Source organism: Alcanivorax sp., assembly GCF_017794965.1.
GTDB lineage: Bacteria > Pseudomonadota > Gammaproteobacteria > Pseudomonadales > Alcanivoracaceae > Alcanivorax.
Map to the genome: position 1 here is coordinate 3113690 of NZ_CP051240.1, position 26533 is coordinate 3140222.

The window sequence follows — 26533 nt, forward strand, 5'->3', positions numbered from 1 at the left end:
CTGGCATCCAGCGACCGGCTTTCACCTTTAACGCCCTGCAAGGAGCCCGCCATGGGTGACATATTCAGCCGTATGCTGGCCGCATGTCTGATGATCATGCTCACCAGTCTGAGCTGGGCAGAAGCGCTGCTGCCGGAAGAGACAGCGCCACCCCAGACCATAGAGGAAACGCCGGCGGAAGAGATCGCCGCGCCACTTTCCATTCAGGATATTCTCAACCAGCTGACCGAGCGCAGCTTCGACAAGAAAGAAGCCGCGATTCGTCAACTGGCCGAGCAGGACAGCCCCCGGGTTGTTCCCTTGCTCAACGCGTTGATGGAACGGGAACTGGTCCACAACCGCGAAAACGACACCATTGCCCTCGGCACCAAATCTGACGGGGAATGGCAGCTGCGCGATCCGGTCAGCGAGGCCGATATCGGCACCGCAAGCAGCCGCGCGGCACGTCCGGTGGTCATCAACAACCGCTTGCGTACCGTGATCAATAACCAGCTGGCCCTTTTTGCACTCAACAGTGACGACAGCGAGCAACGGGCCCAGGCGGCCGAACAACTGATCGGCAACGATGATCCTGACATGCTCGCCGCCCTTCGACTGCGACGCGAGAGCGAAGACAACAAGCGGGTGATTGAGCAAATCGATACCGCATTGAATATTGCGGCTCTGGCCAGCGACGAGCTGACCACCCGCCTAAACGCCATCGACACCCTGTCCAGTAATCTGCACCCGGAGGTGAAAAACAGTCTCAACAACCGGTTGCGCATGACCGATATTGCTGCAGAAAAGCGCGCCCTTGAGAAAGCACTTGCACGTATTGATGCCCGTATCGAGAATTTCCAGACCGCCGACACCATTTTCTTCGGTCTGAGCCTGGGCTCGGTATTGCTGCTTGCGGCCATCGGCCTGGCCATTACTTTCGGGGTTATGGGCGTGATCAACATGGCCCACGGCGAACTGATCATGCTCGGTGCCTACACCACCTATGTGGTACAGCAGCTGTTGCCCAACAGCCATGAATGGTCCTTGCTGATTGCCCTGCCGGCCGCCTTTCTGGTCTCTGCCGTGGTCGGCATCCTGATTGAACGTTTCGTGATTCGTTTCCTCTACGGCCGACCGCTGGAAACCCTGCTGGCCACCTTTGGGGTCAGCCTGATCCTGCAACAGGCGGTACGGGTGATTTTCTCTCCCCTCAACCGCACCGTGATTACCCCGGACTGGATGAGCGGTGCGCTGCAGATCAACCCGGTTTTCTCACTGACCTACAACCGTCTGTACATCATCTTCTTTGCCCTGGCCGTGTTCCTCGGTCTGCTGACCCTGCTGAAGAAGACCCGACTGGGCCTGCAGGTACGCGCAGTCAGCCAGAACCGTACCACGGCACGCGCCCTGGGCATCCGCAGCGAACGGGTTAATGCCCTGACCTTCGGGCTCGGCTCCGGTATTGCAGGCATCGCGGGGGTCGCTCTGGCGCAGCTCACCAATGTGGGACCGAACCTGGGCCAAAGCTACATCATCGATTCGTTCATGGTGGTGGTGTTCGGGGGCGTCGGAAACCTGTGGGGCACGCTCACTGCAGCCTTTGGTCTTGGCATTGCCAACAAGTTGCTTGAGCCCATGGCCGGTGCCGTACTGGCAAAAATTCTGGTGCTGATCTTCATCATTCTGTTCATTCAGCGAAAACCCCGCGGACTGTTCCCGCAACGTGGCCGGGCAGCGGAGGAATAATATGCGAGATTCAACATTCAAGAGCGCGCTGAGCGACCGCACAGCCAAGACTTTCATGGGCGTGCTGTTTGGCGCCACCCTGCTGGTCACCCTGCTCAACCAGATATTTCCGCCGGATTCGGCACTGCATGTGAGTGCCTACACCGTCACCCTGCTGGGCAAGTATCTGTGCTATGCCCTGCTCGCCCTGGCGCTGGATCTGGTGTGGGGTTACTGCGGCATCCTCAGCCTGGGTCACGGCGCCTTCTTTGCTCTCGGCGGCTACGCCATGGGCATGTACCTGATGCGCCAGATCGGTGATCGCGGCGTGTACGGCAATCCCGAACTGCCGGACTTCATGGTATTCCTCAACTGGAGCGAATTGCCGTGGTACTGGCAAGGCTTCGACCAGTTCTGGTTTGCTGCTCTGATGATATTACTGGTGCCCGGCCTGCTCGCTTTTGTGTTCGGCTGGTTGGCGTTCCGTTCCCGGGTAACCGGCGTGTACCTGTCCATCATCACCCAGGCGCTCACCTACGCCCTGATGCTGGCCTTCTTCCGGAATGAACTGGGCTTTGGCGGCAACAACGGCCTCACCGACTTCAAGGACCTGCTGGGCTTCTCCCTGCAGTCCGACGGCACCCGTGTGGCGCTGCTGATGGCCACCGCCATTTCGCTGGCGTTCGCCTTTGTGCTGTGTCGCTGGATAACCGGCAGCAAACTTGGGCGTGTGGTGTTGGCGGTACGTGACGCGGAATCCCGGGCCCGCTTTATTGGCTATCGTACCGAGCATTACAAACTGTGGATTTTCACTGCCAGTGCCATTCTGGCCGGCCTTGCCGGTGCGCTGTATGTCCCGCAGGTGGGCATCATCAATCCGGGCGAGTTCTCTCCGCTCAACTCCATCGAACTGGTGGTATGGGTTGCGGTAGGTGGTCGCGCCACGCTGTATGGCGCAGTCATTGGCGCCATCCTGGTTAACTACGGCAAGACCGTGTTCACCGGCATCATGCCGGAAGCCTGGCTGTTCGCCCTTGGTGGGCTGTTTGTGGCCGTCACCGTCTTTATGCCCCAGGGGATTGTCGGACTGGTGGGAAAATACTGGCCCACCGTCAAACAACGTCTGTTTGGCAAAGGCAAAACGGACGACGCCCCCCTGACGCAAGGAGAGCAATCATGAGCGCGCTGGATAACCTGCGAGAGACCTTCCGCCGTGATCAGGTGTTCGACTTCATGCGTCAGGGCACCCGTGCAGTCGCCCCCGGGCAACTGGATGCCGGCGATGGCAAGAACATCCTTTATCTGGAAGATATCACCGTCAGCTTTGATGGCTTCAAGGCACTCAACGACCTGACGATGTATATCAAGACCGGTGAACTGCGCTGCATCATTGGGCCCAATGGGGCAGGCAAGTCCACCATGATGGACGTTATCACCGGCAAGACACGCCCTGACAGCGGCAGTTGTTTCTTTGGCCAGACAATGGACCTGACCCGACTCAGCGAAACCGACATCGCCACCGCTGGCATTGGCCGTAAATTCCAGAAGCCCACCGTGTTCCCGGAACACACCGCCTTTGAGAACCTGGAACTGGCCATGCACGATGTCAAAGGCACCTGGCACTCCCTGTTCACCCGCATGAGCGGCGAACAGAAAAGCTGGATTGAGGAAACGTTGGCCCAAGTGGGCCTGCTGGAAGACCGCGACAAGGTCGCCGGCCTGCTTTCCCACGGCCAGAAGCAGTGGCTGGAAATCGGCATGGTGCTGATGCAGAAACCACAACTGCTGCTAGTAGATGAACCCATCGCCGGCATGACCCGCCAGGAGGTGGAACGCACCGGTGAACTGTTGCAAAGCCTGGCGGGAAAACATTCCGTGGTCGTAGTGGAACACGACATGGAGTTCATCCGCTCTATCGCCAACACCGTGACGGTATTGCACCAGGGCAGCGTACTGGCTGAGGGCACCATGGATCAGGTACAGAATGATCCCAAGGTGATTGAAGTGTATCTGGGTGAATGAGTTGAAAGTGCAAAGTTGAAAGTTCAAAAGCGCGGACGGGAAGGGTTGCCACCTTTAAACACTCTGCCCGCGCTGAACGACAAGGGATCGCGGGCAGGGCGTATCGAATACCTGCCAGCCAGATCGCGTTTCAACTTTAAACTTTTAACTTTCAACTGAATTTGGAGCTAATGATGTTGAAACTGAACAACGTCAACCAATACTACGGCGAATCCCATACGCTGTGGGACGTGGACCTGGGTCTTACCCAGGGCGAGTGTCTGTGCGTGATGGGCCGAAACGGGGTGGGTAAAACCACGCTATTGAAAACCATCATGGGACTGCTTCCGGTCAAAAGTGGCAGCATTGAATTCGCAGGCAACGACTTTGCCAAACAGGCAGCCGAAGAACGGGCCCGTGCGGGCATTGGATATGTCCCCCAGGGGCGAGAAATCTTTCCGCTGCTCACCGTGGAGGAGAATCTGGAAACCGGCCTTCAGGCCCGCCCGGATCGCAGCAAGAAAATTCCTGACCGGATCTACGAACTGTTCCCGGTGCTGCATGAAATGCGTAACCGCCGCGGCGGCGACCTGTCCGGTGGCCAGCAACAACAACTGGCCATTGGGCGCGCCCTGGCACTGGATCCCAAACTGCTGATTCTGGATGAACCCACCGAAGGGATTCAGCCCAACATCGTCGATATGATCGGCCGGGTGATCAAGACACTCAACAAGGAAGAAGGGCTCACAGTGCTGCTGGTAGAACAGAAGCTGCATTTTGCCCGTGCCTGCGCGGACCGCTTTGCCATTCTCGATCGTGGCAGCAAGGTGGCAGAGGGAGCCATGGGGGAACTGGATGATGCATTAATCAAGGAGTTTTTGACTGTGTAGAAGGCAGTTAACAGTTAAGGAGCCTCTGAATAACTCCTTGCATGCTCAGCGTGGCCTGGAGCGTGCAGCTGTTGTGTCTTGCCGCGATGGTCAGGGTGGTTCCCTTTCCGAGAGGCAAGGCGCAGCAGATGTGCGCTCCAGGACGCGCCCTCCGGGTCTTCCAGGCTGGCCCGCACTCGTTGTTGCGCTTTTTTGACAGGCAACCAGCATGCCTTCAAAAGCGCGCCTAGATTGCGAACCAGCCTGAAAGACTGAGCATGCAAGGAGTTATTCAGAGGCTCCTTAATAATGAATAGTTAATAGCCAAGTTCAAAAGCGCCCCCTCCGCTACGAAGCCGCGTAGGTCGGTAATGGGCGTGAGCCCATCACCGACATGGCGTTCAGGTCAGCAAAGGAACGGCTTCGAGAAACGAGTCTCGACTGCAGTCTGTGTTACGCACACCGAAGCCTGCGAATTTCGTGGCCGAGCCACATGGCTTCCTGAACCGACATAGCGCGGCTCGCTAGACAGTCTCGCCGACAACTCGCACACTGCGTCTTTCACTGACACTGTGGCAGGCGCACATGCTGCTGACACTCTGGAATATCATCGCACCGGTTCTGTTCTGTGCCGGACTGGGCTACTTCTGGGCGCGAGCCGGTAAGCCCTTTGACACCCAGATGGTTACCTCCCTGGTGACCAGCGTCACCACCCCGTGCCTGATCGTTGCCACGCTGGGCAAGACTGATCTGGATATGGCTGCGCTGACAGAAGTCACCGGAGTCGCCCTTACCGTGATGTTGCTGACACTGGCACTGGCGGTATTGGCCATTCGCATCGGCGGCCAACCCTTCCGGGTATTCCTGCCCTCTCTCACCTTCCCCAACACCGGCAACATGGGGATTCCCCTGTGCATGCTCGCCTTCGGCGATACCGGACTGGCCCTCTCCCTGGCGTGGATGATGATTTATTCGGTGGGGCACTTTTCACTGGGCATGGCTATCGTCAGCGGACAGGGCTTCTCGCTGTCACTGTTCCGTCATCCCATCCTGTTGTCGGTATTCCTTGCCGTGGCCATGGTGGGACTGGACCTGAGACTGCCACAATGGCTTTTCAACACCGTCAGCCTGATCGGTGACGTCACCATTCCGCTGATGCTGATCACCCTGGGCGTGTCCCTGTCGCAACTGAAGGTGCACCACCTCGGCAAAGGCGCCGCCTTTGCCGCCCTGCGCCTGGTGATCGGTTTTTTGGTGGGCCTGAGTGTGGCGGAGATACTGGATCTGCAAGGCCCTCTACGCGGCGTGGCCCTGATCGAATCCACCATGCCGGTGGCCGTCTTCAATTATCTCCTCGCCAGGGCCTATCAGCGGGGTGAACAGGAAGTGGCGGCGATGGTGGTCATCTCCACATTGCTTGCGTTTCTGATTCTGCCATTATTGCTGACGTTGGCGTTGTAGGAATAGCTGCATGCGACAAGCTACAAGGCGCGAGCCACGCTCTCCTGTTTTTGGGCCGTGCCCGCGTACAGGATTTTTTGCGCGGGCACAGCCTTGTCGTTACCTTTAGACGCACCCGCGTTGCAGCTTGCGGCTTTTAGCTTTCTTTCAAGGATTAGGACCTTCATGATCCAGCGACTGACCCAACTTTTCCCACTATGGGCCATACTGATCTCCCTGCTCGGCTGGTGGCAGCCGCAGTGGCTGGTGGGCGGACAACCAGCCATTGTGCCACTATTAATGCTGATCATGTTCGGCATGGGGTTGTCGCTGAGCTGGCAGGACTTTGCACAGGCGCTAAAGCGACCCGGCATCATCGGGCTTGGTGTCTTGATGCAATATGCCCTGATGCCGCTGATTGCCTTTTTACTTGGCTACCTGCTGCAACTGCCGGCGGAATTAACCGCCGGCCTGGTGCTGGTGGGAAGTTGCCCTGGCGGTACGGCCTCCAATGTGATCGCCTATCTGGCCCGGGCCAATGTGGCGCTGTCCGTGGCCATCACTTTTGCGTCCACACTGGTGGCCGTGATCGCCACGCCCTTGCTCACCTGGCTATATCTGGGCGAAAAGATTCCCGTGCCTGTCACCGGCATGCTCATGTCGCTGACACAGATAGTGGTTATCCCGGTGGTGATTGGCTGCACCCTGAACACCTTCCTGCACAAGCAGCTCTCCCCGATTCGGGATCTTTTCCCACTGATTTCCGTGGCCGCCATCGTGCTGGTGATTGGCATCATCGTGGCTCTCAATGCCGACCGCATCGGTGATGCCGGCTTGCTGGTGGTAGCCGCCGTGGTGCTGCATAACGCCATGGGGCTAGTCAGCGGTTATGGCATTGCCCGGCTACTGCGGCTGGACACCATCACCGCCCGCACCCTGGCCATTGAAGTAGGCATGCAGAACTCTGGCCTGGGCGTGGCGCTGGCCATCAAGCATTTTACCCCCCTGGCCGCTTTACCGGGCGCGCTGTTCAGTGTCTGGCATAACCTTTCGGGGTCATTACTGGCGACAGTCTGGCAGAAGAAAACAGTGAACAGTGAACAGTGAACAGTGAACAGTGAACAGTGAACGCTGCGCGACCGGCATGACCTGTCAAGTATTTGTTTTGCTTTTTCCTTGTCTTTAAAACGAAAAAAGGCCGCACCAAAACATGGTCGCGGCCTCCTTCCTGGAAGTCACAACGACGCGCTATCGCGCCGCTGTTAACTGTTAACTGTTAACTGTTAACTGAATTAGTCGATAACACTACTCCCACTGCCCGCACTGATATCCTTGAGCAGCACAGTGCCTGCCTCAGAGCCATCGGACACCCAGGGCTCAAAACCTTCACTGCCGTTATTCGCCATGAACAGGTATTTGCTGCCCAGGCCTTGATTCACGGTCGGCGGCACCTGATACATGAATGTCAGCGGCTGAGGCAGCGAGTTTGCGCCTGCCATGGTGTCATTAATATCCTTGACCAGTTCCGTTCCCTGCTGGGTGCCATCGGTTTTCCACAGTTCAATACCGAAGTCACTGCCACCGGCATCTTCGGTGTAAGCGCTGAAGAATACCGTTCCGTTTGCCTCCACCATGTATTCCACATCAGCGAAAGAATAATCTCCGCTACCGCGCAGCGCGCCCGTAACACCTGCAGGACCGTTAGTGTTATCTACACGCAGAAGATACGGTGGCAGACCCGTCATCTCCACGTACATGAACACACCCAGTGACGTGCCTACCAGTCGCTCCTGATAAGGACGGCTGGCCTCGCTGGTAGTCAGGTTAGTCACGGTAGTTCCGTCATACTCGAAAATATGCAGACCGACACTCGAGTTCGCCACAAAATACACCTTGCCGTTGCTGGCGACCACATTCTCGGTGATATTCAGCCGTACGGTATTGCCGCCATCAACGAGGGAAATTTCCTCGATATTGCCATTCTTATCCAGTTCGTAAAGGCGAGTTTCAGCATCGGCTGCGTTGAAGCGCCCGGTAAACAACAGCTTGCCGTTATAACCCAGCCAATCATCGTCACTGATCAGCTGAGGATATTTTGCCAGAGGGCTGGCAGGGTCGGTGATGGTGCCGTTATTGGTTGCGATCTTCACGGTACCGGCCGCTGTTCCATCGGTGAAGTAGACATCCCCGGCATCCTGATCAAAGAAGAACAGACCGCCATCCACCGGGGTCAGCGACTCAGGCGCATTATTGCTGCCCGGGTTTCCATCAATAGTCGACGTCAGGGCCTGCAGCGCATTGGAAGCGGGGTCGAAGACCACCAGCTCGCGACCTACACCTGTGGCATCATCCACCACTGCATTCATGAATAGTTTACCTGTCGCCGGCACCATATTGTGTGGCTGACCACTGCCATTGGCATAGATATCCGCAACACGCTCAGTGCCCGCACCGGAGCCGTCCGTGGCCCACAGTTCAACATCACCACTGCTGTCCTTGCCCGCGAAGTAAATTTTGCCGTCCAGTTCCGCCATGTATCCGCTGCCAAAACGGCCAACTTCAAAACCGTTGTTACTGTCATCAACGATTTTGGTAGTCCCGGCAGGGGTACCATTGGTTCTGTACAGGTACTCAACAGGCAGTGCCGCGCGAGGCGTGGCAGCGCGGAGAGCGATGGCTCCAGCGCTTTCAGCAGCGGGAAAAACCACGAACCCATTGCCGCCCGGCGCCACAGAGGTTCCACCGCCACCGGAACTGGAGGATCCACCACCACAGGCGGTCATCATGGTTGCGATGCCGATGGCACCGGCCAGCTTGCTCACTTGCTTCATCATCAGAGTTACCCCGATTCATACTCATCCCAGACAAGCGCTTATTAGAGCATCAGGGGACCTGACACCTCCTTCACCCCGTTGGGTGAATTCTCAGGCTCAGCACTTACAATCTGTAATAAACGGGCTAGACTCAAGCTTCACGATTGCCAGCGAACCACCGATCATGCCTGACACTCTTCCTCGCGCCACAGGTCTCAACCGCGAACGTATCCTCCAGGAGCGCCATAACCTGTTTATGAAGGAGGTAGGCCCACGCATGATACTGTCAATGATGATTGCCGCCGGGCTGCCTTTCTTCTTCCCTGACACCTATGGCGAGACGGCGTTTTCGGTCTGGTTTGGCATGCTGGCATGTATTGGTGTTCAGTCTTTTTTTATTGTTCGCTATTACAACCGGCACAGTGAGACTGAATCGCTTCACACCAGAAAGTGGCACCGTATCAATATCTATCTGGCACTAATCTGGGCAGGACTTTGGGCCTCCTTCCCCTTCCTGTTTCTACCCCAGACCGATGCCATCACCATTCTCACCTGCCTGGTCATCCTGACGGTGGCATCTTCCATTCCCTCTGTCTCAATGGGGGTCTATCCGGATATTTTTATCAGTTTCATTACCCCGGTGTTTCTCACCTACTTTGCCTTTATCCTGCTGCATGTCCCTGAGGCACCGGGGATCATCAAGGCCATTCCCCTAATCAATCTGCTCTCACTGACCATCTTCAGCCTGTTCATCCACAAGACACAGATCAGCATGATTTCGCTGCGCATCCAGGCTGAGCAAGCCAGTCAACGGGCCAGCAAGGCCAGCGCCAGCAAGACCCGCTTTCTGGCGGCCGCCAGTCATGACCTTCGCCAGCCATTACAGGCAGCGACTCTGTACGCGGCCATGCTCAAGAACAGTGACAGCCCCCAACCCGTGATTGTCGAGAAGCTGGATGCGGCCATTGCTTCTTGCAGCGACCTCCTCAACCACCTGCTGCTGTTATCGCGTTTACAATCACAACGGCTGAAGCCAGAAAAGCGGATTATTTCTCTGCCCGACACCTTGAACCCAGTGATTGATGAGTTCCGGCCCGGCATCAACAAGAAGGGCCTGTCGCTGTCTGTGTCAGGGCTGGAAGCACACTATATTCTTACGGATAACGTGCTGCTTTCCCGCATCGTGCGCAACCTGATCAGCAACGCGCTCAAGTACACCCAACAGGGAGAAATCAGTATCAACGCCTGCCTGCAAGGCGAATCATTGCTACTGGAAATTGCCGATACCGGCATCGGTATCGAAGAGGCCTACCAGGGGGATGTATTTGAAGAGTTCATGCAGATCGATAATGATCATCGCTCTATCCAGAACGGTCTCGGACTGGGGCTAGCCATTGTCAGTCGGCTGAGCGCTCTATGCGACATTCCTGTGGCCATGGCTTCGAAGCCCGGCCAGGGCACCCGCTTTACCCTGACCCTTCCAGCGGCAGCCATGGGGAGCACGACCACTGATAGCCCGGCGGCGACAACACGCCAACCTTATGATGACGTCACCATACTGCTGGTTGATGATGACAAAGCTGTCACCGAAGCGCTGTCCAGCTTGCTGGAAAGTCTTGGTGCGACGGTCTCCGCACACCAGAGTCTGGCCTCCGCGCTGATGGCCATGGAGACAGCGGTTGAAGCACCATCGCTGCTCATTACGGATCAGCAGATTGGCCCCGGCACCAATGCCACCACAGTAATCGACGCCGTCACCAGGCATTTCGGCCAGACGATTCCGGCGCTGGTGATTACCGGCAACACTGCTCCCGATTTTTTGTCACAGCTGCCGGATAATGTTGATGTGTTGTTCAAACCGGTGGGGGTAGACGCACTGACCCGCAAATTCTCTGAAATGCTTGTCAGGCCCGGGGTTGCCCAGGGAGCCTCTGAATAAAGCCTTTCAGGCTTATCGTTATTCAGTAGCCCCTAGATCAGGTTTAGTTTGCGGGCCTTCTCGATACAGGCAGTCCGGTTGGCCACCTCAAGTTTTTCATAGAGCAGCCGCAGGTGGGTCTTGACGGTGTTAATGCTGACAAACAATTGCCGGGCAATCTCCTTGTTGCCATGTCCTTCCTGCAGCATGGCCAGAATCGCCAATTGCTGTCGCGTTAATGTCAGAGGTACGGCGGGTTCGGCTCTCGCCAGAAGGCGGAAGGATTCAGAGAAGTAGGAACGCCCCGCCATCACCTCACGAATGGCGTGCAGGATTCGCTCCACCGGTTCACTCTTGTCGACAAACCCGTCCACTTTCAACTGGGTGGCTTTGCGTACCGTTGCCTCATCCGCCGAGCCGGAGCAGACCAGCACCCTGGCATCCACCATCAAGCGTCCCACCAAACTCCACAGGGTCAGGCCATCCAGCTCCGGCATGGCCTGATCCAGAATCAACAGATCAAACCCTGGCAGCAATTGACGGTTATCCAGCAACCAGTGCGGATACTCACAAGTGGTTATTGCCGCTTCAGGATAGAAGCTTTTAAGCGTAATGGTCAGTGCATCGGCAAAAAGCTGATGGTCATCAACAATCAGAATCTTCAAGGTTACTGCCTTGTTCCCGTCCCGTTGGCAATCCTATAAGACAACCGCTGTCATGACCATGTGAACCCGACCATGGTCGAATCAGGGAGCCAGTCGCTCCCGTTGCCAGCTGCCATCAGCCTGTCGTGTAAAGCGAAACCGGTCATGCAGCCGGTTCGGCCGACCGTGCCAGAACTGCAGTTCGGTGGGGTAAATGCGATAGCCTCCCCACTGTTCTGGTCTGGGCACCGGGGCGGAAGGGAATTCCTTCTGCAGACGAGCCACTTCCTCTTCCAGCCATTCCCGGCTGGCGGGGCGGCTCTGGGGGGAAATGGCAGCACTGACCTGGCTGGCATGGGGGCGCGAGGCGAAATAGGTATCGGACTCTTCCCGGTCCACCTTGTGCGCTTCACCGATGACAATCATCTGCCGGTCGAACGGCTGCCAGAACATGGTGAAAGACACCTTTGGGTTGGCGGCAATTTCCTCACCCTTGCGGCTGTCGTAGTGGGTAAAGAAGGTAAAGCCACCCCCTTCAATGCCTTTCAGCAGCACAACCCGGGAGGAAGGCTGCCCGTCTTTGCTGACGGTAGCCAGAGTCATTGCGTTGGGTAGCGGCAGCCCTGCCTCGATAGCTTCATCGACCCAGCGACGGGCCTGCTCCAGGGGATCCGCGTGCAGAGAATCTTCAGTGAGTCCTTCTGCGTGGTATTCTTCGCGCACATCTTTCATGGTTTTCCTCTTTACGGGGCCAGGAGAATGGCATCCTGTGGAACGTGGGGCCAGTATAGCGCTGCCACTGTGAAGGAAACGAACCGGGATCAAGATTTCATGCTGGATACGTCCGAAGAAAACCGTCGTCGCCATTCGCTGGATCCCCACCAGCCTGTATGGCTATTTGGCTACGGCTCCCTGATCTACAAAGCGGATTTTCCTTATCTGGAACGCCAGCCCGCTTACATCAGCGGCTGGGCACGACGCTTCTGGCAGGGCTCCCATGATCACCGCGGCACCCCGGACCAGCCCGGCCGCGTGGTAACGCTGATCGAAACCCCCGGCCACCGCTGCGACGGCATGGCCTATCGCATCACTCCGAATGTGTTTGAACACCTGGACCACCGGGAAAAGAACGGCTATCTGCGCCTTCGCCAGACACTCACCTTCAACGATGGCCACACCACCGACGGACTGGTCTATATCGCTAGCGAAGACAACGCCGCCTTTCTTGGCCCAGCAGATGAAGCGGACATCGCCAGGCACATCGCCGGCAGCCATGGTCCCAGCGGCAGCAATCGTGATTATCTTGTGCAACTGGCCGAGGCCCTGCGTGCCATAGATGCCCACGACGAGCATGTCTTTAACCTTGAGCGGCACTTGCAGGAAATGAACCGATGACCACGCCACTCTGCCCCTGCCAGTCGGGCCTGGATTACCCACGCTGCTGCCAACCTCTCCATGGGGGTCAGCCGGCGGCCCATCCGGAAGCCTTGATGCGTTCACGCTTCAGCGCCTTTGCGCTGGGCAAGGCTGACTATATTCAGCGCAGCTGGCACCCTTCCACCCGGCCAGCCACCCTGTCGCTGGATGACCAGGAGCGTTGGCTCGGGCTGACCATCCTTGACGCCAGCCAGGACGGCGATACAGGCAGAGTGCATTTTCAGGCGGTGAGCCAGGCGCACAGCGACTTCAACATGCTGGAGGAGATTTCCAATTTTATCCGCCAGGACGGGCACTGGTTTTATGTGGATGGCGAGACCTCGGTATCCACGCTCAAACCTGGCCGCAATGATCCCTGCCCGTGCGGCAGCGGCAGAAAATTCAAGAAGTGTTGCGCTTGGTGAACCAGCCAGAAAGCCTGGCCAGGAATGGCGTTATCCTGGATACACAAGCCCCTTCGGTGGTCGCTTGATGCGGGAAATGCACCGCATTTCATAGGCAAAAAGCCGCCTCTCATCAAAACTTTCCAAGCCGATACAATCCGCAACTTGGCCTACCCGCGAGACAGGCATACGGTAAAGGTATGCCCTTTGCGTCTCGACGATTGAGGTGGACCATGGCTTTTGCACAATCACAACAAACACCAACCGCATCCTGGCAAGATGGCAAGCGCTACCTGTGGCTGCTCAGCCCCGGAATTCCCGTACTCGCCCTGACATTGCTGCTGATCTATCAATTCGTCTGGTCCTGGCCTGTGCTGCTGTGGGGCGGCCCGATTCTGGTCTATATGCTGATCCCCTTTGCCGACTGGGTCATCGGCACCGACACCAACAACCCGCCTGAATCTGCCGTGCAAGCGCTGGAGGATGACCGCTACTACCGACTGATCGTATACGCCTACATCCCCACCCAGTATCTGGCCACCATTCTGGGCGCCTGGATCGTGGCCCAAGGCAATGCCCCCTGGTGGGGAATACTTGGCCTGATCCTCAGCGTCGGCGCAGTCAATGGCATCGCCATCAACACGGCCCATGAGCTGGGCCACAAGAAAGGCAGCCTGGAACGGTGGCTGGCCAAGATCACCCTCGCGCCCGTGGCCTACGGGCATTTCTTTGTGGAGCACAACAAAGGCCATCACAAGAATGTAGCCACACCGGAAGACCCGGCGTCGTCCCGCATGGGCGAATCCTTCTGGCAGTTCCTGCCGCGCACCATGACCGGCAGCCTCAAATCCGCCTGGGACATTGAAGCGAAACGGCTACAACGCTGTGAGCAACCGCTGTGGTCATTGCACAATGAGAACCTGCAGGCCTGGTTGATGACCGTGGTGCTGTTTGTATCGCTGACCGCGGTGTTCGGCTGGATCGTATTACCGTTCCTGCTCCTGCAGGCGTTCTACGGAGCGTCACTGCTGGAAGTCATCAATTACATGGAACACTACGGTCTGCTGCGCCAGAAGGATGAACGGGGCCGCTATGAACGCTGCCAGCCACGCCACTCCTGGAACAGCAACCACATCGTCACCAACCTGTTTCTTTATCAGCTGCAGCGCCACTCTGACCACCATGCCAACCCCACCCGCCGCTTCCAGGCATTACGCCATTTCGATGACAGCCCGCAGCTGCCTTCCGGGTATGCCTCCATGCTGATCCCTGCCTACTTGCCTTTTGTCTGGTTCAAGAAAATGGACCCGCTGGTCTACAAGCACTATCAGGGGGACCTGAGCAAAGCCAACCTGCAGCCGGAGAAACGTACTGCCCTGCTGGCAAAATGGCGTACAGCCCCGGTGACTTACCAGAGCGCTGATTCAGAGCCCGATGTGGATTCCGCAGCGTTGGCCGCCGCTCAGCAGGCTGAGCAGGAACAGGACCGGCTGCATCAGTTTCAATGCCCCAATTGCGGCTATATCTATGACGAGCGCCAAGGCGAAGAGCGGGAAGGCTTTGCGCCTGGCACACACTGGATTGAGATTCCCGATACCTGGTCCTGTCCGGATTGCGCGGTGCGCGACAAGGTAGACTTCGTGCTACGCCAACCCTGAATCAGGGCTCCGGGGACGCCCCCTTGCGCATGGCCAGGGGCGTTTGGCCGAACCAGCGCCGAAAGGTGCGACTGAAGTTGGAGGTATCCTGGTAGCCCAACTGCTCGGCAATGCGCTCGATGGGCAAACTGGTTTCCTGCAACAACCAAAGCGCCTGCTCCTTGCGTACCTCATCCAGCAATTGCTGGTAGCTGGTGTCCTCGCTTTTCAGTTTGCGAATTAATGACCGTGACGACATGGCAAAGCGCTCCGCCATCACCTCCAGAGAGGGGAATTGGCCGCCTTGATCCAACAGCGCGATACTGATCTGCTGGCTCAATGGCCCACCCCGTTGCAAGGTGGCTCGCTGGTGCTCGCAATCCCGGATGGCATTGCGGTGAGTGGCTACATCTGCGGTCAAACAGGGGGTCGCCAACAGGACCTCCGGAAGGCTGATGGTAAAAGCCGGGGCAGCGAAACACAGCTGGCAATCCATCAACGCACTGTAACGGGCCTGAATAGCCGGAGAAGAAAAAGGCAGCGCCACCGACAACCGCTGGCACTGATTGGGCGTTACTGCCTGCACCATCTGCACAAAGGTGCCCAGCAGGGCACCATGGATGAACTCCCGGCAGTCGCCCAGATCCACCGTTTCCTTGATGTCCAGGTGTGCCACACCCGGCTCGCGACGCAGGTAAAGCGACACCCAGCGTATGCGAATGGAAACAAACCGCTCCAGCACCGACAGCATGTCACCCAGATTGGCTGAGGAGACCACTGCATATCCCAGGGCACCATGGGCAGACACCGATGTGGAACGGCCCAGTTCCAGCCCTTGCCCCTCAACACCGGTCAGTGCCCTGGCCCGCCGGATCAGCCGTGAAAGCTGTTCCAGGCTGAGATAGCGGTGCTCATTGACCAGCTCCGACCACTGCAGACGGGTACCACTGAAAATATCCGCCTGGCTAAAGCCCTGCCCCTGCAGCCAGGCACACAACAGGCGGCTGTAAGCTGGGTGTATGCCGGGTTTCAATCGTTCGGGAGCCATCGGGTCCATTGGACGGTACCAGCAAGCAACGGAAGCCCCACGCTAAAACATTCTGTTTAATCTGTCACTATATGACGATTTTTTGCCATCTATGGCGGTGCTGCTGATGGCTTCAGCAGCGCAAGATGAAAGCCATGAACAACAACAAGAGGCAATAACCATGAGCAAGGCAGGTGTCTTTACTGGCCCGTCCGGGGTCGAATACCGTGACCGCAAGCGCGCGCTGTGGATGGTGTCACTGCTGGTACCCGGCAGTGTCTTTCTCGGTCCGGTGCTTTACTTTGCCACCGGTGAAGCACTCACCCTGTGGCTCCCACTCATGTTCTATTACCTGATCATCCCCCTGCTGGACATGCTGATCGGCGAGGACCAAAGCAACCCGCCGGAAGAGGTGGTTCCACAACTGGAGGCGGATCCGTACTACCGGTACATGACCTACGCCCTGGTCCCTATCCTGATCGGCGCCTATCTGTTCGGCATGTGGTTTGTTGGCACTCACACTCTCCCCTGGCATGGCTGGCTGGCCATGGTGCTGCTCACCGGTACCATCTGTGGCGCCGCAGGGATCAATCTGGGCCATGAACTGGGCCACAAGAAAACCCGCCTGGAGCGCTGGCTGGCCAAGATAGTGCTGGCCCCGCTGGGATACGGCCACTTCCCCATTGAACACAACAAGGGCCACCACCGTGACGTGGCTACCCCGGAAGACCCGGCATCATCCCGCATGGGCGAGACCATCTGGGGCTTTGCCCTGCGGGAAATTCCCGGTGCCTTTTTCCGTGCCTGGGAACTGGAGGCCGCGCGGCTGAAAAAGCAGGGTCAACCGGTATGGTCGCTGCATAATGAAATTCTTCAGCCCGCCCTGATGAGCGTGTTGATATGGGGCAGCATCATTGCCCTGTTTGGCTGGCAGATGGCGCCCTTCATTGCCGCCGTCACCCTGTGGTCCTACCTGCAGCTGACCTCTGCCAACTATGTGGAACACTATGGCCTGTTACGCCACAAGCAGCCTGACGGCCGCTATGAGCGTACCCAGCCTCACCACAGCTGGAACAGCAACCACATGTTCTCCAACTGGGCGTCCTTTCACCTGCAGCGCCACTCTGACCACCATGCCCACCCCGCACGTCGCTATCAGAGCCTGCGGCATTTCGACAATCTGCCCACATTACCCAACGGCTATTTCGGGATGTTCCTGATCAGCTACGTGCCCCCGCTATGGTTCCGGGTGATGGATCACCGCTTGCTGGCCCACGCCGACCACAGCGCCACCAACATCAACTTCCACCCGGGCAAAAAAGCGGCATTAATCCGCCGGTACCAGATCCAGCCCTGATAGCGCCCCACGAAGGGCCATCCCATTGCCGTGGATAACGACACCGGGGTGGCCTCTCTCGCCTTTTTCACAGTCAGGCAGATACTTTGTCTGTCTTGTCCGTTACCCTCTTGTTCTGGATTGATTCAGCCTGTCAGCACAAGGAGTTCTCATGAGCGACACCCCCTTCGATGTGGTGGTCTTCGGCGCCACCAGTTTTGTTGGCCAGATTCTCTGTCAGTACCTCACCGACACCTACGGTGTGGACGGCGAGCTGAAATGGGCCGCAGCCGGCCGCTCCCGGGACAAGCTGGAACAAGTCAAAGGCGCACTTGGCAGCGCTGCCAGCCAACTGCCGCTGCTCACCGCCAATGCCAACGACCCGGCCAGCCTGGATGCACTATGCGCCCAGACCGCCGTGGTGATCTCCACCGTGGGGCCCTACGCCCTGTACGGCGAACCCATGATTCGCGCCTGTACCGACAGCGGCACCGACTATTGCGACCTGACCGGCGAGGCCCAATGGATTGCCGCCATGCTGGAAAAATACGAGGCCACCGCCAAGCAGAACGGTGCCCGCATTGTGCATTGCTGCGGCTTTGACTCCATCCCGTCCGACATGGGGGTCTTCTTCCTGCAGCAGCAGGCGCAGAAGCAGTTCAAGGCCCCGGCCACCCGTGTGGCCATGCGCGTGAAAGTAGCCAAAGGCGGCGTCTCCGGAGGCACCGTGGCTAGCATGATGAACATTGCCGAAGAAGCGTCCAAAGATCCGGCACTGCGCAAAAAACTGGCCAACCCTTATCTTCTGTGCCCCCCGAACCATGGCCTTGGCGCTCGCCAGCACAGCATCACCATGCCGGAATATGAAGATGACCTGCATGCCTGGGCTGCCCCCTTCGTCATGGATGCCATCAACAGCCGTATCGTCCATCGTTCCAACGCACTGAACGATTACAGCAAGGACATGACTTACAACGAAGGCATGCTTACCGGCGACGGCATCGGCGGCCGGCTCAAGGCGCTGGGCATTGGTATCGGCACAGGCCTGTTCTTTGGTGCTGCGGCCATTGCCCCGACCCGCTGGGCATTGAACAAGTTTGTGGTTCCACAACCTGGCGAAGGCCCCAGCCCGGAAGCGCAGAAAGCCGGTTTTTTTGATGTGCGCCTTGTTGGCCACACCGCCAGCGGCGACATGCTCCAGGTGAAGGTGACCGGCGATGCGGATCCGGGTTATGGCTCCACCTCCAAGATGCTGGCCGAATCCGCCGTGTGTCTGGCCAGAGACATTTCCCCCGAAGCCCCCGGCGGCTTCTGGACCACCGCCAGCCTGCTCGGCGAAGCCCTGCTCAAACGACTGCAGAACAAGGCAGGTCTGACGTTCGAGGTGGTGTGATTCCATGCAGCACGCAACACGCTTCACGCAACAACGCGACCTGCTTTGGGTGTGAACTTTTTACGCTTGAGGGCGCGACTCATCGAAGGGCGCGGGCACCGGGGTTAAAACAACACCAGCCTTGCCCGCGTTGTTGCGTGCTGCGTGAAGCGTGCTGCGTTACTGCTTCTTCATCATCTGATAACGCGCAGAGGTCTCCCAGATTTCATTGGAATCCGGCAGGAAATAGAACTTGGAAATATGGTGCTGGTCCTTGATCTTCATGGCCAGGATGTAGGCGCCGACGAACTCCGGCTTGCCGGGGCTGGATTTGATCCGCATGAAATCACCGCCACCCTTGGTGCGCACCAGCCCCCAATCCGCTTTCACCGTGCGACCACCGGCCCAGTTGACCGTGACCGTGCCATCCTTGCCGAAGTGGTAAGTGCTGCCATCCCGTGAAAAGCCACCACCCTTGCCTTCAAAGTTGTCATAGCCACCGAACACAGCAGCCGGCACCCCGTTAACCGTTACCTTGTGGCCAGAGTAATTGAAGTCCTCTGCCACTGCCGGCAGGGACATCCCCAATCCAACCATCAGCATGACAAACCAGCGCATCACTATCCCCTCTTCGTTATCCGTACAGGCGGAACGATCTCCGCAACGGGTTAACGGTAACGAGCCGTGGCAAGGCGCACATCCCCCATATGAGGTATGTCAGGCAAAGGCAGAGGCACATTCGCCACAGAGTTCACCGAGGCCACAGAAAAACCCTTCTGTCCTCAGTGAACGCTGTGTGCTCTACGGTAACAACGGTTTATCTTCTGACCAGGAAGCGCGCTGCTCACAGCTGCTTTTGCTACTGCAACTGGAAGTGTTTCACCGGCAGGGGCGGCGGTGCAGGATCGCCCAAGGCATCGGCCACGGAGATCTCATGAATACGACACAGGGCATCCAGTGGCAGATCATTGGGATCACGACCGAACGGCGTTTCCAGATGCTCGGACAACTTGTCGATGCCGAAGAAGGTATAAGCCACAGCCGCCACCAGTACTGGCGCAGCCCAGCCCAGGCCGCCCACCAGCGCGAAGGGAAGCAGGTAGCAATAGGCATAGGCGGTGCGGTGCACCAGTAACGTATAGGCAAACGGCAACGGGGTAGCAGCGATGCGCTCACAGGCTGCCTGGATACCGCTCAAGGCCGTCAGTCGCTCATCCAGCAGTTTCAGCCCCATACTGTCCAGTCGCCCCTGCCGGTATTCGGCGCCCAGCAACTGCCCGCACTGGGCAATGAACGCCTCTGCCGGATTGCTCCGCTGGCGGGCCGCCTGCAGGGTCTCCTGTGCAACCCATTGGGTCAAAGTCTCTGTCAGCGGTTCTTTGCGCAGCTGTGCATTGAGGGCATGGGCATGGGCCAGCACCCGCATCAACAAGGCACGACGCACCGGGCTGTCCTCACCGAGCAAGCTGCCACTGGCCCGGGCCAGACTGCGAACCTCGAATACCATCTGCCCCCACTGCTTGCGTGCTTCCCACCAGCGATCGTACGCCGCATTGTTGCGAAACCCCAGCAGAATGGACAAGGCGATCCCCAGCAAGGTGACAGGCATCACCGAGAAGGCACTGATCTCCACCAGGTGAGAATGACTCAGGGCGGTAACCCCGGAGGCAAACAGAGCAACACAAATTATGTGCGGCAGAATCTCCGGGACAATGGAACCGCGTAACGCAAACAGCAGTGCAACGGCGTTGGGGCGTTCCCTGACAATCATCGCCGCCTCAACTCTTCAGCTTGTAGCCGGTCTTGAAGATCCACCCCACCAGCCCGATACAAATGGCAAGGAACAGGGCGGTCATACCGATACTCACCCCCACATGCACATCCGCAGTACCGAAGAAACTGTAACGAAAGCCACTGATCAGATAGACCACCGGATTGAACAACGTCACGGTCTGCCAAAACGGCGGCAACATGTCGATGGAGTAGAAACTGCCACCGAGAAAGGTCAGTGGCGTGATGATCATCAATGGAATGATTTGCAGCTTTTCAAAGGTATCGGCCCACACTCCAATGATAAAACCAAACAGACTGAAGGTAATGGCGGTGAGGAACAGGAAGGCCAGCATCATGAACGGGTGCTGGACCTCGTAGTCCACAAAGAACCGCGCGGTCAGCAAAATAAGCAGACCGAGAATGGACGATTTGGTGGCCGCTGCACCCACATAGCCAAGGACGATTTCCACATAGGACACCGGTGCCGACAGCACTTCATAGATGGTGCCGGAAAAGGTAGGCATATAGATGCCAAACGACGCATTGGAAATGCTCTGTGTCATTAGCGTGAGCATGATCAGGCCGGGAATGATGAAGGCGCCGTAGCTGACACCATCGATTTCCACCATCCGCGAGCCGATAGCAGAACCGAACACCACAAAGTACAACGAGGTGGAAATCACCGGCGAAGCAATGCTCTGCATCAGGGTGCGCCAGGTGCGCGCCATTTCGAACTTGTAGATGGCCTTGATGGAGTAAAAATTCATGTTGCCTCTCCTGTCAGTGCCCGCTCGCCGTTCTTCACCAGATCCACAAAGATATCCTCCAGCGAACTCTGTCGGGAATGCAGATCCTTGAAGTCGATCCCTTCCTCATTGAGTTGGCGCAATAGCTCGGCGATACCGGTACTTTCCTGGTTGGCATCATAGGTATAGATCAATGACCAGCCATCGTTGACCAATTCCAGGGCTTCATAGTTGAGGGAGCCGGGCAGGGTCTGCAGCGGCTCGGCCAGCTGCACGGTCAACTGCTTGCGGCCCAGCTTTTCCATCAACCGCGTCTTCTCATCCACCAGCACGATCTCGCCACGATTGATGATCCCCACCCGGTCCGCCATCTCTTCGGCTTCCTCAATGTAATGGGTAGTCAGGATGATGGTAACGCCCTGCTCACGCAGCTCCCGCACCATTTCCCACATTTCCCGGCGCAACTCCACATCCACCCCGGCGGTAGGTTCATCCAGAAACAGGATCTTGGGCTCGTGGGACAGAGCCTTGGCAATCATGACCCGGCGCTTCATACCGCCAGACAGCATCATGATCTTGTTGTCTTTCTTGTCCCACAGAGACAAGTCACGCAGCACTTTCTCGATGTGGGCATCATTGCGCGGCTTGCCGAACAGGCCACGACTGAAGCTTACCGTGCCCCATACCGTTTCAAAGGCATCGGTGGAAAGTTCCTGGGGCACCAACCCGATGGCACTGCGCGCCGCACGGAATTCCTTGATAATGTCATGGCCATCCGCCAGCACCTTGCCACTGGACGGATTGACGATGCCGCAAATGATGCTGATCAGGGTAGTCTTGCCGGCCCCGTTGGGCCCCAGTAAGGCAAAAATCTCTCCGGCCTGAATCTCCAGGTTCACCCCCTTGAGGGCCTGGAAGCCGGAATCATAGATCTTGTTAAGATCCTTGACGGAAATGACAGCACTCACATGTTTCTCCCTGGTCGGGGCAATTTACGTATGACGCCGGATGCCGGATGCCAAAAATCAAAGGCCCAAACCCGACGAACTCAAACCTGATCGCACAACACGGGGGGTCCACGATTATGTTTTTTGTGGGAGCGTGCTTGCACGCGAATGAAGCGCAATGAAAAAACTTCGCGTGCAGACATACCCTAAAGGACACAAGCGCTCCCACAGAGCCATCGGGCTGAACTGAACCGCATTACAGGTTATGCACCTGGTTCTTTATCGGTTTTCCGTCAGGCATCCGGCGTCCAGCGTCTGGCCTGACATTATGTCATGAATTGGCTTCGCCGCGGGGTGAAGCACAGTCTCTTGGCGTGTAAGGCAGCACCTGCGGCCGCACCTGCACGCCACTGGTGTAGATCTGCTGCTGCACGCCCCACCAGCCGCCAAAACGGGCCTCCACAAACCAGCCACGATAACCCTGCGCCGGCGCGTCCAGAGACACCCTGTAGACCCCGTCGTCATCCGGTATCAGCGCCACCGGGCGCCAGTTCGCGCCGGAGGTCGCCAGGCGAAAGTCCCGCGCGTCGGGATTATCGGCCTGCCACAGCACCATCTCACGGGGCGACTGACTGGGGCGGACTTCCAGCACATTGTCTGTAACCCGGGAATCGATCGACGGCGGCGTCTCCCCCGCCAGCACCTGATCCAGCCAGTTGGCTACCTGGGCAAGGCGGTTAAGGCGCGCCATGCCATCGCCCTGGGAATGTCCGGTATTCGGGGTATAACGCAGCCAGTTGTTACCCGCGAGCCACGGGTAATAAAAGCGCCAACTATCACTGACGAAGTAAGGGTCACCTGAGGCATTGATCACCAGCTTGGGCAACGTTAACTGCTCCCGATAGCCCCAGGGATCTACCTGATCGAGCATGGCCTTGCCCGACTCGCTGCGGATCAGGCAATCAATCCCTTCCGCGCTGAACGCCTTGAGGGCCGGGGTATATTCACCGTAGCTGGCATATTGATGATCAAACTGCCGGCCCAGGTTCAGCATGTCGATGGACACCGGCACCAGTGCCCGGATGCGCGGATCATGGGCCGCCACCAGCCAGGCGGTCCAGCCGCGTTTGGACGAGCCCAGCAGGGCAAAATCCTCAATCGCGTCCACACCGGATTGCTGGCGACTGAACGCCTGCACCGCATCCATGGCAGCAATGACCGCCTTGACCATGGCATTGTGGACCGGCCACTCATGCTGTGGCTGCGCCACCGCCAGCGTCATGGAGCGGGCCAGCAGACTGTCTTCCGAACGGGCCCGGGCCTCCCCCGCGAACGTCAGTGGCTGGTTGGGAACCTGACGCACTTCCACCACCGGACGGCAGAACAGCAAGGTCAGCGCCGTGGCCATGCTGCCGGGCGCAGTACGCTCTTGCGCTCCCGGTCGCTCCCCCCCACTGATCAACACCAGGGCGGTCTGGTCCTGCCGGTCACGCCCGGGACAGGCCGGCGACCAGGGCACCGACACCGTTACCTCATGCTCCCATAGCGGTTGATCCACCTGTTGCCTGTCCAGCCAGCGCTGGGAGGTAACGCGCAGGAAATAGTGATCTGCCAGCCAACCCGCTTCGTGGTGATAATGCTGCCAGGCGAAATCCGGCTCGGGGCGGGCCAGATAGGCCTCCAGAGCCTGCGCCCCGGCCCAGCCAGGGCAGTACAGCAGCAACGTCAGCAGGGCTTTCACAACAATGTCCTGAAGCTGGTGCATAGTCGTCCTTGAAAGTGTGAGCAAGATGCGGTGCGACTTTGGTCGGCATTCAATTTAGCCGCGCCTGCGGGCAGAATGGGAAGCCCCGCAGTAATGGCCATTCAGGAGGCAGTATGAACGAAAACACCGTAACCGTAATCCCGGGCGATGGTATCGGCCCGGACATTGTGGATGCCACCGTTCGCGTATTGAAGGCCCTGGACTGCGGCCTCGAATTTGACTATGCCATTGCCGGCCAGACTGCTCTGGATCAGGGGCTGGATCTGGTACCGGAAGCAACCCTGGCCACGCTCAAGCGCAATCGCCTGGCCCTGAAAGGACCGATCACCACACCAGTCGGGGGAGGCTTCACCTCCGTCAATGTGACCCTGCGCAAGACCTTCGACCTGTTTGCCAACGTGCGCCCGGCGCTGTCCATTCCCGGAGTGAAATCCCGTTATGACAACGTGGACATCATGACCATCCGGGAAAATATCGAGGGCATCTATTCAGGGCTGGGTCAAACCGTCAGTGACGATGGCGAAACCGCCGAGTTGCGCAGCCGCATCACCCGCACCGAATCCGAACGCCTGCTGCGCTTTGCCTATGAAACCGCCATGAAGCAGGGCCGCAAGAAGGTCACGGTGGTGCACAAGGCCAACATTATGAAGTCCACCTCCGGCCTGTTCCTTGATGTGGCTCGCAAGGTACGCGAAGACTACCCGGATCTGGAACATGAAGAGATGATCGTGGATGCCACTGCCATGCAGCTGGCCATGAACCCCCATCGCTTCGATGTGATCGTCACTACCAACCTGTTCGGTGACATCCTGTCCGACCTGTGCGCCGGCCTGATCGGCGGACTCGGTGTGGCACCCGGCGCCAATATTGGCGAACACGGTGGCCTGTTCGAAGCGGTGCACGGCAGCGCCCCGGACATTGCCGGCAAGGGCATCGCCAATCCCACCGCCATTATCCTGGCAGGCGCCATGATGCTCGATTACATGGAACTGCACGACAAGGCGAAACTGCTGCGCCGCACCGTACGCCAGGTAGTGGGCGCCGGTGAAGTGGTTACCCCGGATCTGGGGGGGCGTGCCAGCACCGACGAGTTCACTGACGAACTGATCCGGCAGCTGACGGCCTGATTTCACGCACAAACTTCAACCCGCGACGCCCGTTTATCGTTTCTGGCATAGCGTGACGAGTTGCGAGTTGCGAAAGACAAACCCCATTGGCGGGTTTTCGCTTCTCGTGACTCGTTACTGCTTACTCCGCAATGACCTCCCCTTTGCCGCCATCCCCTCCCCCGGCCAAACCGCACATCGTGATCCACTTCACACTTCCTCCGTGCACCGGTAAGGTACTTGCTATCCCCTGTTTGGGGGATGGGGAAAGGATTGCTGCCCATCATAATGGTCGTCGCCTGGATTCATGGGCGAATCCGACAACGACCGGTAGCCAGCAGGGGGAATAGCATGACAACCATCACAGCCACTCGAGCTAATTGCCATGCTGGTGAGGGCATTGGGATGAATGCCTCAATGACGCTCAACAATGAGTCTGAACTGCTCCATTCACTCTATGGCGCGCTCACCCATACCGAGGGGTTCCACCCTTTTCTGGAAAAACTGGCCAGTGCCATTAACGGTTGCGCATCCCAGTTGCTCATGGTCAGACGAGCCCCCCTGCAGATCGATCATCTCTGGTATCACGGTCTGTCGGAAGCCTTCATCGACTGGTATCTGAAAAACAACATGATCGCCCAGGATGTGGTCACCCATCAGGCCGTCAAACAAGCACCGGGCCTGTTCCAGTCTGCCCTGCCCCTGCTGCCGGATTTTGAGCCTGACGAAGACTATTCCAAATGGGAAAACGACCAGGACATGCTTGACTCCGCCTGGTTGGTCGTCGACACCACTCGAACCCATAGTTATGTACTGACCATTCAGCGCACCGTAGGTCAAGGGGCCTACCAAACTGCTGAACTGGAGGCCCTGAATCGTCTGGTTCCCCATATCCGCCAAGCCATGCAGCTTTTCCGGCAACTGGAGAACCGTAACGAAACAACCTCATCCCTTGCCGCGGTGATTGATGTCCTTCCCGACGCCACCTTTGTCCTCGATAACATGGCGACCATTCTCTATTCGAACAAGACAGCCCGAGATCTTATCGCCCGTGAGCAATGCCTGAGCATTCGAGAAGAACGCTTCCGTTTTGCTGAGGACGATGTTCAAGGTGCCTTCATGCGAGCTTCTACCCAGGTGGTACGCTCCAGCATCGGCAAGGAAAACTATTGCAGCGAAACCCTGTTTCTCAAACGGGGACCCCGCCCCCCTTTGATATTCGTTATTCGGCCCATTGAGAGCAGTGAACTATTGGCAGGCGGCGCGCTCGTCATGGTCTATGAACCAACTCATCGCACGCTACCCAATGCCGAAAAGATTGCCGCTTATTTCGACCTGACGCGGGCCGAAGCCCAGGTATGCGAGGAACTCCTCAGCGGAAACGATGTGCAGCTGGTTAGCAGACAACTGGGGCGCAGCGTCAACACCGTACGCTCGCAAATCAAGCAGATATTCCAGAAAACCGGCTGTTCACGGCAAGGAGAACTGATCAGCCAGATTTTGACCGCGTTGCTGAGGTAGCACTCCCCATCCTGACTATTGGGCTAACGGCCCTGCGGGCTAGTTCAAGACAGGCTCAAGGGCGTTCAGGTGGTATCTGCTGAACATCAACAGT

At 57.8% G+C, this 26533-nt stretch carries 23 protein-coding genes; 14 read left to right on the forward strand and 9 right to left on the reverse strand.

Annotation, left to right across the window (positions count from 1 at the left end):
• Positions 1-51 precede the first annotated feature (51 nt).
• The 6 genes from urtB to HF945_RS13740 all read left to right on the forward strand — a co-directional run bounded on the left by urtB (position 52) and on the right by HF945_RS13740 (position 7121).
• Complete coding sequence (gene urtB / locus HF945_RS13715) at positions 52-1725, forward strand: urea ABC transporter permease subunit UrtB (protein WP_290523129.1); 1674 nt, start codon at positions 52-54, stop codon at positions 1723-1725.
• A gap of 1 nt (position 1726) precedes the next feature.
• The gene (gene urtC / locus HF945_RS13720) at positions 1727-2884 is read left to right on the forward strand and encodes an urea ABC transporter permease subunit UrtC (RefSeq protein WP_290523130.1); all 1158 of its coding nucleotides are present in this window, start codon (positions 1727-1729) and stop codon (positions 2882-2884) included.
• Complete coding sequence (gene urtD, locus HF945_RS13725) at positions 2881-3726, forward strand: urea ABC transporter ATP-binding protein UrtD (protein ID WP_290523131.1); 846 nt, start codon at positions 2881-2883, stop codon at positions 3724-3726. The genes urtC and urtD overlap by 4 nt, the downstream gene beginning before the upstream one ends.
• A gap of 173 nt (positions 3727-3899) precedes the next feature.
• A complete protein-coding gene (gene urtE, locus HF945_RS13730; RefSeq protein ID WP_290523132.1) occupies positions 3900-4595 on the forward strand; it encodes an urea ABC transporter ATP-binding subunit UrtE in 696 nt (231 codons plus the stop codon).
• Positions 4596-5159: 564 nt separating this feature from the next.
• Entirely contained in the window at positions 5160-6035 is an 876-nt protein-coding gene (locus HF945_RS13735; RefSeq protein WP_290523133.1) for an AEC family transporter, read from the forward strand.
• A gap of 165 nt (positions 6036-6200) precedes the next feature.
• On the forward strand, positions 6201-7121 hold the full coding sequence (locus tag HF945_RS13740) for a bile acid:sodium symporter family protein (protein ID WP_290523134.1): 921 nt from the start codon (positions 6201-6203) through the stop codon (positions 7119-7121).
• Positions 7122-7306: 185 nt separating this feature from the next.
• On the opposite strand, the gene HF945_RS13745 is transcribed toward HF945_RS13740, so the two are convergent.
• Positions 7307-8848: a hyalin gene (locus tag HF945_RS13745; protein ID WP_290523135.1), complete on the reverse strand. Its 1542-nt coding sequence runs from the start codon at positions 8846-8848 to the stop codon at positions 7307-7309.
• Positions 8849-9104: 256 nt separating this feature from the next.
• On the opposite strand from HF945_RS13745, the gene HF945_RS13750 reads away from it, so the two are divergent.
• The gene (locus tag HF945_RS13750) at positions 9105-10766 is read left to right on the forward strand and encodes an ATP-binding protein (protein ID WP_290523136.1); all 1662 of its coding nucleotides are present in this window, start codon (positions 9105-9107) and stop codon (positions 10764-10766) included.
• A gap of 32 nt (positions 10767-10798) precedes the next feature.
• Here HF945_RS13750 and HF945_RS13755 read toward each other — a convergent pair whose 3' ends face one another.
• Positions 10799-11410: a response regulator transcription factor gene (locus HF945_RS13755; RefSeq protein ID WP_290523137.1), complete on the reverse strand. Its 612-nt coding sequence runs from the start codon at positions 11408-11410 to the stop codon at positions 10799-10801.
• Between the two features lie 81 nt (positions 11411-11491).
• The gene (pdxH, locus tag HF945_RS13760) at positions 11492-12121 is read right to left on the reverse strand and encodes a pyridoxamine 5'-phosphate oxidase (RefSeq protein WP_290523138.1); all 630 of its coding nucleotides are present in this window, start codon (positions 12119-12121) and stop codon (positions 11492-11494) included.
• A gap of 99 nt (positions 12122-12220) precedes the next feature.
• Between pdxH and HF945_RS13765 the strand changes: the two genes are divergently transcribed.
• The 3 genes from HF945_RS13765 (at position 12221) to HF945_RS17385 (ending at position 14867) form a co-directional block, all read left to right on the forward strand.
• Positions 12221-12784, forward strand: a complete 564-nt coding sequence (locus HF945_RS13765; protein WP_290523139.1) for a gamma-glutamylcyclotransferase — start codon at positions 12221-12223, stop codon at positions 12782-12784.
• A complete protein-coding gene (locus HF945_RS13770; protein WP_290523140.1) occupies positions 12781-13230 on the forward strand; it encodes a YchJ family metal-binding protein in 450 nt (149 codons plus the stop codon). The genes HF945_RS13765 and HF945_RS13770 overlap by 4 nt, the downstream gene beginning before the upstream one ends.
• 212 nt (positions 13231-13442) lie before the next feature.
• A complete protein-coding gene (locus HF945_RS17385) occupies positions 13443-14867 on the forward strand; it encodes a fatty acid desaturase (RefSeq protein WP_366492081.1) in 1425 nt (474 codons plus the stop codon).
• Between the two features lies 1 nt (position 14868).
• On the opposite strand, the gene HF945_RS13785 is transcribed toward HF945_RS17385, so the two are convergent.
• Positions 14869-15903 (reverse strand): AraC family transcriptional regulator, encoded by a 1035-nt coding sequence (locus HF945_RS13785; RefSeq protein WP_290523141.1) that lies wholly within the window; start codon positions 15901-15903, stop codon positions 14869-14871.
• Between the two features lie 151 nt (positions 15904-16054).
• Between HF945_RS13785 and HF945_RS13790 the strand changes: the two genes are divergently transcribed.
• Positions 16055-17230, forward strand: a complete 1176-nt coding sequence (locus HF945_RS13790; protein ID WP_290523142.1) for an alkane 1-monooxygenase — start codon at positions 16055-16057, stop codon at positions 17228-17230.
• A 151-nt stretch (positions 17231-17381) separates the two neighbouring features.
• Complete coding sequence (locus HF945_RS13795; protein WP_290523143.1) at positions 17382-18602, forward strand: saccharopine dehydrogenase NADP-binding domain-containing protein; 1221 nt, start codon at positions 17382-17384, stop codon at positions 18600-18602.
• A 159-nt stretch (positions 18603-18761) separates the two neighbouring features.
• Here HF945_RS13795 and HF945_RS13800 read toward each other — a convergent pair whose 3' ends face one another.
• The 5 genes from HF945_RS13800 to HF945_RS13820 form a co-directional block, all read right to left on the reverse strand.
• A complete protein-coding gene (locus HF945_RS13800; RefSeq protein ID WP_290523144.1) occupies positions 18762-19199 on the reverse strand; it encodes a hypothetical protein in 438 nt (145 codons plus the stop codon).
• A 241-nt stretch (positions 19200-19440) separates the two neighbouring features.
• Positions 19441-20352 (reverse strand): bestrophin family ion channel, encoded by a 912-nt coding sequence (locus tag HF945_RS13805; protein ID WP_290523145.1) that lies wholly within the window; start codon positions 20350-20352, stop codon positions 19441-19443.
• A gap of 7 nt (positions 20353-20359) precedes the next feature.
• The gene (locus tag HF945_RS13810; protein ID WP_290523146.1) at positions 20360-21121 is read right to left on the reverse strand and encodes an ABC transporter permease; all 762 of its coding nucleotides are present in this window, start codon (positions 21119-21121) and stop codon (positions 20360-20362) included.
• Entirely contained in the window at positions 21118-22068 is a 951-nt protein-coding gene (locus tag HF945_RS13815; protein WP_290523147.1) for an ABC transporter ATP-binding protein, read from the reverse strand. Before HF945_RS13815 ends, HF945_RS13810 begins: the two co-directional genes overlap by 4 nt.
• 310 nt (positions 22069-22378) lie before the next feature.
• Complete coding sequence (locus HF945_RS13820) at positions 22379-23788, reverse strand: PhoPQ-activated protein PqaA family protein (protein ID WP_290523148.1); 1410 nt, start codon at positions 23786-23788, stop codon at positions 22379-22381.
• A gap of 137 nt (positions 23789-23925) precedes the next feature.
• Here HF945_RS13820 and HF945_RS13825 point away from each other — a divergent pair, with 137 nt between their 5' ends.
• Both HF945_RS13825 and HF945_RS13830 read left to right on the forward strand, forming a co-directional pair.
• Positions 23926-24939, forward strand: a complete 1014-nt coding sequence (locus HF945_RS13825; RefSeq protein WP_290523149.1) for an isocitrate dehydrogenase — start codon at positions 23926-23928, stop codon at positions 24937-24939.
• Between the two features lie 252 nt (positions 24940-25191).
• Positions 25192-26439, forward strand: a complete 1248-nt coding sequence (locus HF945_RS13830) for a hypothetical protein (RefSeq protein ID WP_290523150.1) — start codon at positions 25192-25194, stop codon at positions 26437-26439.
• Positions 26440-26533: the final 94 nt, after the last annotated feature.